This is a genomic window from Novosphingobium sp. BAM6 (genome assembly GCF_057784955.1).
Genome location: NZ_JBYNTR010000001.1, coordinates 568,197 through 581,410, shown reverse-complemented (window position 1 = coordinate 581,410; position 13,214 = coordinate 568,197). Strand labels below are relative to the sequence as shown.

14 protein-coding genes and 1 tRNA gene are annotated in these 13,214 nt (G+C 63.1%); 4 read left to right on the top strand and 11 right to left on the bottom strand.

Annotation, left to right across the window (positions count from 1 at the left end; all coding sequences use genetic code 11):
* Positions 1-25 precede the first annotated feature (25 nt).
* The 8 genes from AC3EC3_RS02845 to aspS form a co-directional block, all read right to left on the bottom strand.
* Positions 26-102, bottom strand: a tRNA-Met gene (locus tag AC3EC3_RS02845).
* A 108-nt stretch (positions 103-210) separates the two neighbouring features.
* Positions 211-768, bottom strand: coding sequence for a 2'-5' RNA ligase family protein (locus AC3EC3_RS02840; RefSeq protein ID WP_488488168.1), 558 nt, complete (start codon positions 766-768; stop codon positions 211-213).
* Between the two features lie 130 nt (positions 769-898).
* Positions 899-1,330: a hypothetical protein gene (locus AC3EC3_RS02835; RefSeq protein WP_488488167.1), complete on the bottom strand. Its 432-nt coding sequence runs from the start codon at positions 1,328-1,330 to the stop codon at positions 899-901.
* A 122-nt stretch (positions 1,331-1,452) separates the two neighbouring features.
* Positions 1,453-2,427: an endolytic transglycosylase MltG gene (mltG, locus tag AC3EC3_RS02830; RefSeq protein WP_488488166.1), complete on the bottom strand. Its 975-nt coding sequence runs from the start codon at positions 2,425-2,427 to the stop codon at positions 1,453-1,455.
* Positions 2,427-3,686: a beta-ketoacyl-ACP synthase II gene (gene fabF, locus AC3EC3_RS02825; RefSeq protein ID WP_488488165.1), complete on the bottom strand. Its 1,260-nt coding sequence runs from the start codon at positions 3,684-3,686 to the stop codon at positions 2,427-2,429. The genes mltG and fabF overlap by 1 nt, the downstream gene beginning before the upstream one ends.
* A 230-nt stretch (positions 3,687-3,916) precedes the next feature.
* A complete protein-coding gene (locus AC3EC3_RS02820) occupies positions 3,917-4,153 on the bottom strand; it encodes an acyl carrier protein (protein ID WP_028657713.1) in 237 nt (78 codons plus the stop codon).
* Positions 4,154-4,294: 141 nt separating this feature from the next.
* Entirely contained in the window at positions 4,295-4,711 is a 417-nt protein-coding gene (locus tag AC3EC3_RS02815) for a VOC family protein (RefSeq protein WP_488488164.1), read from the bottom strand.
* A 142-nt stretch (positions 4,712-4,853) separates the two neighbouring features.
* Positions 4,854-6,674 (bottom strand): aspartate--tRNA ligase, encoded by a 1,821-nt coding sequence (aspS, locus tag AC3EC3_RS02810; RefSeq protein WP_488488163.1) that lies wholly within the window; start codon positions 6,672-6,674, stop codon positions 4,854-4,856.
* A 242-nt stretch (positions 6,675-6,916) separates the two neighbouring features.
* Here aspS and AC3EC3_RS02805 point away from each other — a divergent pair, with 242 nt between their 5' ends.
* The 3 genes from AC3EC3_RS02805 (at position 6,917) to AC3EC3_RS02795 (ending at position 9,385) form a co-directional block, all read left to right on the top strand.
* On the top strand, positions 6,917-7,159 hold the full coding sequence (locus tag AC3EC3_RS02805; RefSeq protein WP_488488162.1) for a hypothetical protein: 243 nt from the start codon (positions 6,917-6,919) through the stop codon (positions 7,157-7,159).
* Positions 7,160-7,223: 64 nt separating this feature from the next.
* Positions 7,224-8,468, top strand: coding sequence for a ribonuclease D (rnd, locus tag AC3EC3_RS02800; RefSeq protein ID WP_488488161.1), 1,245 nt, complete (start codon positions 7,224-7,226; stop codon positions 8,466-8,468).
* Positions 8,469-8,488: 20 nt separating this feature from the next.
* Positions 8,489-9,385, top strand: a complete 897-nt coding sequence (locus AC3EC3_RS02795) for a hydrogen peroxide-inducible genes activator (RefSeq protein WP_488488160.1) — start codon at positions 8,489-8,491, stop codon at positions 9,383-9,385.
* Here AC3EC3_RS02795 and AC3EC3_RS02790 read toward each other — a convergent pair whose 3' ends face one another.
* Together AC3EC3_RS02790 and pgsA are read right to left on the bottom strand one after the other, a co-directional pair.
* Positions 9,386-10,555 (bottom strand): MFS transporter, encoded by a 1,170-nt coding sequence (locus tag AC3EC3_RS02790; RefSeq protein WP_488488159.1) that lies wholly within the window; start codon positions 10,553-10,555, stop codon positions 9,386-9,388.
* Between the two features lie 163 nt (positions 10,556-10,718).
* On the bottom strand, positions 10,719-11,309 hold the full coding sequence (gene pgsA / locus AC3EC3_RS02785; RefSeq protein WP_488488158.1) for a CDP-diacylglycerol--glycerol-3-phosphate 3-phosphatidyltransferase: 591 nt from the start codon (positions 11,307-11,309) through the stop codon (positions 10,719-10,721).
* Between the two features lie 206 nt (positions 11,310-11,515).
* On the opposite strand from pgsA, the gene AC3EC3_RS02780 reads away from it, so the two are divergent.
* Positions 11,516-12,829, top strand: a complete 1,314-nt coding sequence (locus tag AC3EC3_RS02780) for an MFS transporter (protein ID WP_488488157.1) — start codon at positions 11,516-11,518, stop codon at positions 12,827-12,829.
* Positions 12,830-12,877: 48 nt separating this feature from the next.
* Here the strand turns inward: AC3EC3_RS02780 and AC3EC3_RS02775 are convergent, their stop codons facing one another.
* Positions 12,878-13,114 carry a hypothetical protein gene (locus AC3EC3_RS02775; RefSeq protein WP_488488156.1) on the bottom strand — a complete coding sequence of 79 codons (237 nt, stop codon included), beginning with the start codon at positions 13,112-13,114 and terminating at the stop codon, positions 12,878-12,880.
* Positions 13,115-13,214: the final 100 nt, after the last annotated feature.

Below are 13,214 nucleotides of genomic sequence, written 5' to 3'. Positions count from 1 at the left end.
AAATTTCATGAAATCGATGAAACAGTGGTAGCGGAGGAGGGACTCGAACCCCCGACACGCGGATTATGATTCCGCTGCTCTAACCAGCTGAGCTACTCCGCCACATCGTGATCTTCAGTCAATGAAGATGCGATCTGGTACACCGTTGCTGCGGTGCAGGCCGCGTCCTCTAGGGGTGGGTCGCAAATTGGTCAACAGGGAAAATGACCTTCAGCGACGAAAAACAATCGTACGCAACGGACGCCACAATCCCTCCTCCCAGGCATAGAGCCCAAAGCCCTGAAAGCGGAACATACGTGGCCGGAAATTCGCAGCGAGTTCGCCCTGCAAGGCGCGCGCAAGACGAGATTCGACCTTGTTCTGGATGGTAATATGCAACCGGAGAGGTTGAGCGTCCTGACGCGAAAGCAGGCCATGCATCCGCTCGGCAATCTCAGCGTGAATATCCACCATCTCCGGCGAATCGACAGCAAGGGCCGTGCCGTTGTCGAGCTTCATCAACCCGCATATCTCAGCGGATGGTGCCGGCCTTGCAGCGATGTCTGCCAGCACCTGCACCACTTCCGCCTCGACCGAGGGCGGCAGCGCGTGGAAGAGCGTCACATGGGCGCGCAACCGGTTTCGCTCGGGCGGATAATGCTGCTGACGCAACTGGTCTGCCCAGCCCTGGACATCAGGCGGCAGTTCGGCAGTAACCAGCAGCGGCGCCCCGCGCCTACGCGAAGAGGCAAGCCCTTCGTCCGGGTGTGGAAGATTGGGATTACGCATCGAAGGCACCGGACACACGCACAAGGATCATGCAGCGGATCGTGCCATGAGGCGCACGCGCATTGCAACCGCCGTTGCCACAAGGCAAGCTTTCCCGCGGTGCTGCCGATCAGCTACCGACGCCTCTCGATCAATTGCAGCTGGCAGCTGCCTTGCGCGTTCGAAACGTCACCGTGGCCGTGTTGACGCCGACCTTGCGCTCGATCTGCACGAACAGCAGCCTGACACCGCCCTTTTCATCGAAACCGAGCATTCGGGTATAGGGGAACTGGTCACGCGTATCCTTCGCAAGCACAAGCCTGTTTTCCCGCGCCTGCCGCGCATAGAAATCGACAATGGAATCCACCGAGCCACGCGTGGTGAAGCGATAACGATAGCCGCATTCCGCCTTGAAGCTGTGATCCGGCGTCACGTCGGCATCGGGCATGGGGGTGCCGAGCGACGAGGAGGGCGCAGCTTGCTGCGGCAATTGCTGCGCCTGCTGCGGCGTTTCCGCCGACGCCGCAGCGAGCGTCGTCAGAACCATCAGTGGAGCCAGAACCGGCGCCAGAACGTATCGCATGACCTCTCCAGAAAGACTGTCCGTGCCGCCCTCATGGGCCAAGCAAGCGACTAGGAACGCCGGGCTGAACGGTGGATGACTCCCCTGCTCACGCCCGGCGCAACGCGCTCGCGCCCTGCCGCTTACATATCGCCCCGAGCGCGGCGAATGGCGAACCACTTGGCGACGTTGCGGTTATGCTCGGCCAGCGTATCGGCGAAGACGTGCCCGCCGGTGCCGTCTGCCACCATATAGAGCGCCTTGGTATCCGCCGGATGCAACACGGCCTCGATCGAGGCGCGCCCCGGATTGGTGATCGGATGCAGTGGCAGGCCGACACGTGTATAAGTGTTGTAGTCGTTGACCGCCTGAATTTCCGACTGCTTGATCCGGCGCCCGAGAGGCTTGCCCTTGGTGATCGGGTAGATGATCGTCGGGTCCGCCTGAAGCAGCATGCCGGTGCGCAGGCGGTTGGAATAGAGCCCGGCAACCATCGCTCGCTCGGACGGCTTGCCGGTTTCCTTCTCGACGATGGAAGCCAGGATCACGGCCTGTTCGGGTGTCTTGACGACGAGGTTAGGCGCGCGCTTGGCCCAGAGTTCCTCGACCGTACGAGCCATGCCCGCCTGCATGCGGCGCAGCACCGATTCGCGAGTTTCACCCTTGTCGATCAGATAGGTATCGGGAAGCACCGAGCCCTCTTCGGGCACGGCAAGATCGCCGTTCAGCTGCTTGTTCGCTTCCAGCCGGTCGTAGACCATGATCGAGGGCATACCCTCGGGGATGGTCACGAAGCGCTGAACCATGTCGTCGCTGGTGATAATCGCCAGCACCCGTGCGGCGCTGGCGTGGGCGGGGATCGCAAACTCGCCCGCCTTGATCGCCCCACCACCGCCGAACACGCGGGCACGCAGGGTAAAGCCGGTCGCCGAGCCGATCAGGCCCTTCTCCTGCAACCGTGCAGCGACAGTTGGCAGCGTTGCGCCGCTGGGCACCAGGAAGGTCGCATCCTTCTTCAAAGGACCCGAGCCGTACCAGCCACCCAGCAGCCAGACTATTCCTGCCAGAACGCCAACGGCGAGCGCCGCAGTTCCGACGCAGCCGCGACGCGACAGCATCAGTCGATCTTGCGCATCACCAGGCTGGCGTTGGTCCCGCCAAACCCGAAGCTGTTGTTGAGCACGGCGCGCACTTCGCGCTTCTTGGCAACGTGCGGCACCAGATCGACGCCCTCGCAGCCCTCGTCAGGCGTGTCGAGGTTGAGCGTGGGCGGCACGATCTGGTCGCGCAGCGCCAGAATGCAGAAGATCGATTCGACGGCGCCGGCGCCGCCCAACAGGTGGCCGATGGCCGACTTGGTCGAACTCATCGAAACCTTGCCGATATCATCGCCGAACAGACGGCGCACCGCGCCCAGTTCGATGGTGTCGGCCATGGTCGAAGTGCCATGCGCGTTGATGTAGTCGATGTCGGCAGGCGTCATGCCGGCCTTCTTCAGCGCCATCGCCATCGAGCGGAACGCGCCGTCGCCATCGGGATGCGGGGCAGTGACGTGGTAGGCATCGCCCGAGAGGCCATAGCCGATCACTTCGCAGTAGATCTTCGCGCCGCGCGCCTTGGCGTGCTCGTATTCTTCCAGCACCAGAACACCAGCGCCCTCACCCATGACAAAGCCGTCGCGGTCCTTGTCGTAGGGGCGGCTCGCCGCTTCAGGGCGGTCGTTGAAGCTGGTGTTGAGCGCGCGGGCCTGTGCGAAACCGGCAATGCCGATCGGGCACACGGTCGATTCGGCGCCGCCTGCCAGCATGATGTCGGCATCGCCGTCCTTGATCATGCGGGCCGCATCACCGATCGAGTGCGCGCCGGTCGAGCACGCGGTGACGACCGCGTGGTTCGGACCCTTGAGGCCGTACTTGATCGAGACCTGACCCGAGATCAGGTTGATGAGGCGCCCGTGCACGAAGTGCGGCGAGACGCGGCCGGGGCCCTTCTGGTCGAGCACGAGCGATTCGCTCTCGATACCCGGCAGACCGCCGATGCCCGACCCGATCGAGCAACCGGCCATGAGCTTGTCTTCCTCGCTCATGTCGGTGAGACCGGCGTCTTCAAGCGCCTGGCCCGCGGCATCGATGCCGAAGACGATGAACGGATCGACCTGACGCTGGATCTTGTGATCGACGCGCTTGTTCGCGTCAAAGCCGTACTCGTGATCGGCAGGCTTCACTTCGCAGGCGATCGTGCACTTCTGCCCGGTCGTATCGAACTTGGTGATCGTGCCTGCGCCAGACTTGCTGGCAAGGATGTTGGCCCAGGTGGTCTCGACGTCAGCTCCCAGCGGGGTGACAAGACCAAGTCCGGTTACGACGACGCGACGCATTCACGCTCTCCAATTGGCGGCCTCCAATTGTGGCGGCAGGCCAAAAAACAACACAGGGCCGAAGCGGCTTCACTCGGCGAAGGCACGATGTAGCCATCACCAGCCGAGACGGCAACAGGCCCGCCCCCTTAGAGGGCGAGCCTGTCGATTTCAATCCGGGTTCCGGCAAAAGACCGCCTTTTGCAAGACGACCCCACCCGGAGCAAAGGCTGAAAGATCAGCCCCAGGGATTAACCCTTGTTCTCGTCGATGTACTTGATCGCATCCGAGACGGTGCTGATCTTCTCAGCAGCATCATCGGGGATCTCGACGCCGAACTCTTCCTCGAAGGCCATGACCAGCTCGACGATGTCGAGCGAGTCTGCGCCCAGATCGTCGATGAAGCTTGCATCTTCGGTGACCTTGTCGGCTTCGACGCCCAGGTGCTCGACGACGATCTTCTTAACCCGATCCGCAGTATCGCTCATTCTAAAATCCCTTCACACATCCGGAGGATCAATAAATTCAGAGTTCGCCCTAGTCAGAACCCGGCGCGCTGGCAAGAGGGGCCGACACAGGTGTTCCCCGGCGCAAACGCACCTGATCGACGAGCGTTGCCGCAAACTCGCTCAAACGTCGAATGTCACCGTGCCACTCGCGTCAACGGACCATTGCTCGTTCCACGCGATTTCCCATGCATTGCCTTCGGGATCAGCGACATAGCCGCGCCATCCACCATATTCCGGTGCATCCGCCGCGCGCAGCAACGTGCCGCCCGCCGCGACCAGCCGCGCCATCAGCGCCTCGACCGCCGCCTGACTTTCGACGTTATGCGCCAGTGAAAAGCTGCCAGCAGGCGCGCAAGGACGCTTCATGTCACCTTCCAGCTGCGCCTTTTCCCACAGCGCGAAAGTAAGCGAACCCATCTTGTAGAACGCCAGATCGTCCATCTGGAAATCCGGCTCCCAGCCGAACCCTTCGCGATAGAACGCCTTGGCCCGCGCCACGTCGTCACAGCCCAGTGTCACGAACGATATGCCGATCATACCTGCCTCCCTTTCCCGACATTGCAAATGACGGCCCGAAACGACAGGCGCCCGTGCCGCTCTCCTTACAAGGCAAGGGAGTAGCACGGGCGCTGCTATCGACAACCGGGCATTCACCCAGCCCGGATCATGAGAGTACAGATCAGCCCGCGCTGGGCGTCACCACGTTGCCAGCCACCGCAGGCTTCTGCGGTTCGACCACGCGCATGTGCAGTTCGCGAAGCTGACGGGGCTCTGCCGGAGTCGGCGCGCCCATCAGCAGGTCTTCGGCGCGCTGGTTCATCGGGAACAGCGCCACTTCGCGCAGGTTCTGCGCGCCGCACAGCAGCATCACGATGCGGTCGACGCCAGCGGCCATACCGCCGTGCGGCGGGGCGCCGTACTGGAACGCGCGGTAGAGTCCGCCAAAGCGCTCCTCGACGTCGACTTTGGTCAGGCCCACCATCTCGAAGGCCTTGACCATCAGTTCGGGGCTCTGGTTACGGATCGAGCCCGAGGCGATCTCGAAGCCGTTGCAGACCAGATCGTACTGGTAGGCCTTGATCGTCAGCGGATCCTGATTCTCCAGCGCGTCCATCCCGCCCTGCGGCATCGAGAACGGGTTGTGCGCGAAATCGACCTTCTTGTTGTCCTCGTCCCATTCGTAGAACGGGAAGTCGACGATCCAGCACAGCTCGAAGCGGTCCTTGTCGATCAGGTCCAGTTGCTCGCCGGTGCGGATACGGGCGAGCCCTGCCAGCTTCGCCGCCTGCTCTTCCTTGCCTGCCGCGAAGAACACGCCGTCGTTGGGGCCGAGACCAAGCGCCTCGATGAGCGCGGCGGTCTTTTCCTCGCCGTGGTTCTTGGCGATCGGGCCGCCGGGGACGCCGTCCTTGATGTTGATATAGCCAAGGCCCGAATAGCCTTCGCCGCGCGCCCACACGTTCATCTCGTCGAAGAACTTGCGGCTGCCCGCGCCTGCACCCGGTGCCGGGATCGCGCGGATCTTGCCGCCATTGGCGACGATCCCGGCGAAGATGCCGAAGCCCGAATCGACGAAATGTTCGGTCACATCCTTGATGATCAGCGGGTTGCGCAGGTCCGGCTTGTCGGAACCGTAGTCCAGCATCGACTGGGCATGCGGAATGCGGCGGAAGCTGCCTGCAGGCGTCACCGGCTTGCCTTCGGCGAAATCGGCGAACACACTCTGGAGCACCGGCTCCATGGTCTCCCAGATTTCTTCCTGCGTGACGAAGCTCATTTCGAGGTCGAGCTGGTAGAACTCACCCGGCAGGCGGTCGGCGCGCGGGTCTTCGTCGCGGAAGCAGGGAGCGATCTGGAAGTAGCGGTCGAATCCCGCCACCATCAGCAGCTGCTTGTACTGCTGCGGCGCCTGCGGCAATGCATAGAACTTGCCTGCGTGAATGCGGCTGGGCACCAGGAAGTCGCGCGCGCCCTCGGGCGACGAGGCGGTGAGGATCGGCGTCGCGTATTCGGTGAAGCCGATGCCTTCCATCTTGCGACGCATGTCCGAGATGATCTTCGTGCGCTTGACGATATTGGCGTGCAGCGTCTCGCGGCGCAGGTCGAGGAAGCGATAGCGCAGGCGGATGTCTTCCGGATATTCCTGCTCACCCGCCACCGGCATCGGCAGTTCCTCGGCCTTGCCCAGCACCGTGGCGGCGCGGGCATAGACCTCGATCTGGCCGGTTGCGAGGTTCGGGTTCACCGTGCCTTCGCTGCGTGCCTTCACTACGCCCTCAATCGTCACGACCGATTCCGCGCGCAGCGAATCGAGCACGGCCAGCGCCGGGCTGTCGCTGTCCGTCACGACCTGGGTCATGCCGTAGTGATCGCGCAGATCGACGAACAGGACGCCGCCGTGATCGCGCTTGCGATGGACCCAGCCCGAGAGGCGGACGGTCTGGCCGACCTCGGCAGAGGTCAGGGCGCCGCAGGTGTGGGAACGATAGGGATGGGTCATGGCGTGTCCGCGTGGTTGTCGGGTGAAGCGTGTTGCAAGCCGCGCCCTCTAGTCCAGAGCCGCCGCGATTTCCAGATGCCGCGTGTTTTCGCATGTAAAGTGGCTGCGAACGCAATGCGCGACAGCTCGCCTCATCATCCTTGCATCCGCGGAAACCTTGATCTGCAATATGCTTGAAACCACATAAGGTTACAGCCTCTTTACGGGCGCCACCAACGAAGAAGACCGGAGATATATCCGAAATGACCGGCGAATCCGCCGAAAACCGCCTCCGTCAGGACGATACGACGGGCGATGAATACACCGGCACCGAAAGCTCCGACGATTTCGCGTGGCATTTGCCCCTGCCCGGCTCGCACGTGACCGGCAGCCAGTTGCGTCGCCGCCTGATCACCCCCGAGCAGATCGCCGAAGCGCTCGAACCGGACCGCCCCAAGGGCCTGATCGGACTGTTGCAGAGGATTTTCGGTCGCAGACAGCGCTGAATCGTGACAGTGCCCTCCAGCGCCGGTTGATCGCCGTTCATCTTCGTCGTAACGCCACCGACACATGAAGATACATCCGCTCATCACGACCTCCGACACGCTCGCCGAACTGTGTGAACGCCTCGCGAAATCCGAATTCGTGACGGTCGATACCGAATTCATGCGCGAAAACACCTATTGGCCCGAACTCTGCCTCGTGCAGATCGCCAATACCGAGGAAGCGGCCGCCATCGACCCGATGGCGGAAGGTCTCGACATGACCCCGCTCTACGATCTGCTGACGCGCAACGAGGATGTCCTCAAGGTTTTCCATGCCGGCGGTCAGGACGTGGAGATCATCTTCAACGCCACCGGCCGTACCCCGCACCCGATCTTCGACACGCAGATCGCCATGATGGCGATCAGCCAGTCCGAGCAGATCGGTTACTCCAATCTCGTCGAATCGTGGCAGGGCCTCACCATCGACAAGGGCGCGCGGTTCACCGACTGGTCGCGCCGCCCGCTGACCGAACGGCAGATCGAATATGCCATCGGCGACGTGACGCACCTCTCCAAGATTTTTCCCAAGATGCTCAAGCGCCTGATCAAGACCGGGCGTGGCCAGTGGCTGGACGAGGAAATGGAAAAGCTCGCCGATCCCGAGCACTATCGCAGCGATCCTGCACAAGCCTGGAAGCGCATCAAGGCACCGGGCCGCAATCCGCAAGTGCTCGGCCGCCTGAGAGCCATTGCCGAATGGCGCGAGATCGAGGCGCAGGGCAAGAACCTGCCGCGCGGCCGCATCGCCCGCGACGAGACGCTGGCCGACCTCGCCAGCCACCCGCCCAAGACCCAGGCCGACCTCGCCAAGGTGCGTGGTCTTTCGCAGGGGTGGAAGGACAACGAAATCGGCAAGCGGCTGATGAATGCCATCGCCAAGGCCCAGCCGATGACCGAGGACGACATGCCCCCGCGCACCCCGCGCGGCGCGCCGCTCGGCAAGGAAGGCGTGCTGGTCGCGGACCTGCTCAAGCTGCTTCTCAAGATCCGCGCGCGCGAGATCGACGTCGCTGCCCGCCTGCTTGCCCGCAGCGACGAGCTGGAAATGCTGGCCTCGGGCGTGCGCAAGAACCTGCCGGTGCTCACCGGCTGGCGCTACGAGGTATTCGGCCACGATGCGGTCGATCTGGTCGAGGGCAAGCTCGCCTTTGCGGTTGAGAACGGTCGTCTCAAGATGACTCACGTCGACGATGTTGTTGATGCCGCGCCCCCTGCCCCGGCAAAGGACGCCGCGCCGACGACCGACGCCTCCCCGACGACAAGCGACTGAGCCGGGAAGGCTCGGAACGCATGACGGTCTACCAGCCCACGCTCAAGCAGCTGCAATATCTGGTTGCGCTGCATGAGCATGGCCATTTCGGCCGCGCTGCCGAAGCCTGCTTCGTTTCGCAGTCCACGCTTTCGGCCGGCCTGCGCGATCTGGAAGCGCTGCTGGGTGTCGTGCTGGTCGAGCGCACCAAGCGCGCCGTCCGCTTCACCCCGCTGGGCAATGCCGTGGTCGAGAAGGCCCACCGTATCCTGCGCGAGACCGAGGAACTCTCCGAACTCGTACAGTCCAGCGGCAAGCCGCTCTCAGGCGAAGTGCGTATGAGCGTGATCCCCACGATCGCCCCGTTCCTGCTGCCCCGCATGCTGCCCCGCCTGCGCCGCGAGCGGCCAAGCCTCAAGCTGTTCCTGCGCGAAGAGCCCAGCCAGCAGGCCATCGAATCGCTCCACCACGGCCGCGCCGACTGCGTGCTACTCGCCCTGCCCTTCGCAACGGGCGAGGTGGAGAAGGAGACGATCGAACTCGATGCCTTCTTCGTCGCCTTCCCCGCCGACGATCCGCGCGATCCCCCGGCGGAAGTCCGCCCCGAGATCATCGACGAGAATCGCCTGCTCCTGCTCGAAGATGGGCATTGCCTGAAGGATCACGCGCTGGCAGCCTGCAACCGCCCTGAACTGCGCGCCTCGGCGACGATGATCGGCACCTCGCTGCATACGCTGGTGCAGATGGTCGATAACGGCCTCGGGTTGACGATGCTCCCCGAAATGGCAATCGATGCGGGCATTCTCAACGGAACGGACGTGGTCGCTCGCCCGCTGATCTCGCCCAACGCCAATCGCGAGATCGCGCTGGTGTGGCGCAAGAACTCGCCCCGTGCTGACGAATTCCGCCTGCTCGCCGACGAGCTTCGCGCCGGGTAATTACGTGGACCTGGCCTTGCGGCGGAGCACCTGCAAGGCCACGCCGATAGCCGCAATACCCAGCCCCAGCGCCGAAACGCCGGTCCAGCCATACGTATGCCACACCGTCGTCGCCGCGCCAGAAGCCGCCGCGCCTGACAGGAACATGCTGCCCATATAGACGGTGTTGATCCGTGACCGCGCCTCGGGACGCAGGGCATAGATAATGCTCTGGTTCGACACCTGGCAGGACTGGATCGCGAAATCGAGCAGCACCACGCCAACGATAAGCCCGGCGATCGACTGCCAGAACGCGAACACCAGCCATGAGGCGAACGTCAGCACCGTTGCCGTCACGACCACACCATCCGGGCCGCGCCTGTCGGCAAAGCGACCGGCCAGCGGGGCCGCCAGCACACCTGCTGCGCCTAGAATGCCGAATAGGCCTGCCGCCTGCGGCCCCATCGCGAAGCGTGGCTCCTGAAGGTGCAACGCCAGAATGGTCCAGAACACGCTGAACACGCCAAACTGCGTACACTGAGTATATGTCGCCAATCGCAGCGCGGGAAGTTCACGCCACAGATGCCACATCGAGGCCATGAGCCCGCCGTAACTCATCCCCGCCCGGTTCGGCTGTGAGCGCGGCAACATCGCCGCCATCAGCCCTGCAGCACCCAGCGCCAGCGGCACCGCCAGCCAGAACATCTCGCGCCAGCCCCAATGCTGGGCAACGACACCTGCAAGAGTGCGGCTGAGCAGGATACCGCAAAGCAGCCCTGCCATGGTCACGCCGACCACCGCACCGCGCTTTTCCGGCGGGGCATGATTGGCCGCGAAGGGAATGATCTGCTGTGCGACCGAGGCGACCACACCCACAGCCAGCGAGCCTACCAGCAGGATACCGCTCGTCGGCGCCCATGCTGTCAACGCAAGCGCCAGCGTCAAGGCCAGACACTGTGCAACGATCAAACGCTTGCGCTCGACCAGATCGCCCAGCGGCACCAGCACGAAAAGACCGAAAGCATAACCAAGCTGGGTTGCCGTGGGGACATACGTCACCAGACTGCCACCGATCTCTCGCTCGATCTGCCCGATCATCGGCTGGTTGTAGTAGATGTTGGCCACCGTCAGCCCCGCCGCAACGGCGAGCGCATAGACGACCGCGCCGGTCAGGACAGGGGGGATCTTCATGCCTGCAGCAGCGCGATGCGCATCGGGGCGGCGAGAGGGGGTCGTGGCGATGTCATGGCTCCTGTTGCTGACCTCCCCCGGTCAGGCTCCACCTGAGGAGCGGGCAGCATCATGCCAAGCGCAAGCGGGACAACCTGAATTGCAATTAACGCAACCAATGCTGTCAGTCCATGTGCTTGAGACCGACGCGCAGATAGTCCCAGCCAGTGATCAACGTGAGTGCGGCAGCAGCCCACAGCGTCACAAGACCAATCGTGTGGGGGATGTTCATCTCGATGCCGATGGTCACATTCCACCACGGCATCGCACCGCCCAGAATCAACGCGCCCAGCGAGACCAGCTGGAAGGTGGTCTTCCACTTGGCCAGCCGACTGACCGGCACAGAGACCTGCAGGCCACCCAGAAATTCGCGCAGGCCCGAGACCGCAATCTCGCGAATAAGGATGATCAGGCCCGCGATCACATGCATGTCGCTGACATAGGGGCCGGTCAGGATACCCTGCGCCGTCAGCACCAGAATCACTGCTGCTACCATAATCTTGTCGGCGATCGGATCGAGAAAGATGCCGAGCCGCGATACCGCGCCGCTGGCGCGCGCCAGATAGCCGTCGAAATAGTCCGTCAGCCCCATCAGGCAATACAGCGCGAAGGCCAGGCCATAGCCCAGATGCCAGGTCGGCCACCACAGCCAGAAGGCCAGAAGCGGAACAGCGAAGATGCGCGAAAGCGTCAGGAGATTCGGGACGGTCAGCATTCTATGAAAGGCCATAGCGCCGGACTCCCCCCCAAAAAAGGCCCCGCTTCCCGAAAAAGGGCGAGATCCTGAAAAAGGACACCAGGCACCGCGACAGTGTGGCAATAAAGTGGCGATCAGGGCTTGTGCCCTCGCCTCAGGCCATTAAGTGTCCCGGGCAAGCCACAGCGGCGAGTTGAAAAAGGCGCGTTCAAGCAAAAGTCGTTATGACCACCACGACCCAACTGATCCGCGCGCGCCGGTTCCTGCCCCTGTTCCTCACGCAGCTTCTCAACGCGTTCAACGACAACCTGTTCAAGAACGCCATGGTGCTGTTCGTGGTATACAGCGTATACCACTCCGAAGCGCAGGAGGCGCGCTTCAGCGCCATTGCCGCGGCGATCTTCATCATTCCCTTCTTCGTGCTCTCGGCCATCGCCGGGCAGCTTGCCGACATGCGCGACAAGGCGAGGATCATCCGCCTCATCAAGCTGTGCGAGATCTTCATCATGGCCGCCGGCGGGACGGGCCTCGCACTCGCTTGGCAGCATATCGCGCTGGAGACGGTCGCGATCCCGCTGATGCTGCTCGCACTGTTCGCGATGGGGGTTCATTCGACCTTTTTCGGTCCGATCAAATACGCGATCCTACCCCAGCACCTGCATGCAAACGAAGTGCTCGCCGGCACCGGACTGGTCGAGGCGGGCACGTATCTGGCTGTGTTGGCAGGCACCATCGTCGCAGGCTGGATCAGCGTCGATACCGCAGCGATCATGGTCATGATAACGGCGGTGATCGGCTATCTTGTGAGCTGGCGAGTTCCCCCCGCCCCGCCGATGGGCGAATGCGAGCCGCTGGACTATCACTTCATCCGCGCATCGATCCGGCTGGTGCGCACGACCATGCACGATCGCCGGGTGTTTCTGGCGATCTGCGCGATCAGCTTCTTCTGGGCGATCGGCACCGTGCTGTTCGTCCATTTTCCGCCACTGACCAAAAACATCCTTCAGGCCAGCAAGGAAGTGGCCAGCCTGTTCCTGGTGATCTTCTCGGTCGGCGTCGCCATCGGCTCGGTCATCATCAACGCCCTGCTCAAGGGCAAGGTTTCAGCGCGCTGGTCTCCCGTTTCGGTGGTCGCGATGGGAGTGTTCCTCGTCGGCTTCGAGGTCGTGTGCAACGCCTGGGTGCCGCATGCCCCCAAGGGGCACCTGATGGATGTCTCCACTTTCCTCGTCCAGCCGCTGGCAATCCCGCTGCTCGGCACGCTGCTGGGCATTGCCGTCAGCGGCGGCATGTTCGTGGTGCCGCTCTATGCCTTCCTCACCACCTTCGTCGACAAGTCGCAGACCGCACGCACGGTTGCTGCGAACAATGTCGTCAATTCGGGGGCAATGGTCCTCGGGGCGGCGATGACCGGGGTGATGACCCTGATCGGTCTCAGGGTGATCGACCAGTTCCTGGTGGTCGCTGCCAGTTGCCTTGCCGCAGCATGGCTCGGCCTCCTTCTGTACCGCGCCGAACGCGCCGCGCACGAAGACTGAGCAAGCGGCATCGTCGCTCCCGGCCCGCCAGTATTCAGGGCATAGCCCTCAGGTCAGATAAATCGTCATCGCCACGAAGCATGCGCAGTAGGCCTGCGCGAATCGGTGCCAGTCCCGCCCCGCCCCGCTCCAGCGCAGCTTCGCCTGTGCATTTTCAGCCGCGACACCATCCGGAGCCGCCCAGCCTTCGGCCTCGACCGAGCGCCTGCGCACATGCGGGGGCAACGAGCGACGGAACCAGTGCCGTGCCGCATCGTCGGTCAGAACAAGTGCGCGTCTTTTCATCGTCTGCATGACGCGCAGTTAAGGATTTGTTTACCTTTATGCCAAGCGCGCAAATGCACCTTTCCCGAAACGGGACGCGTATCTGGACAAGTCGTTGAAC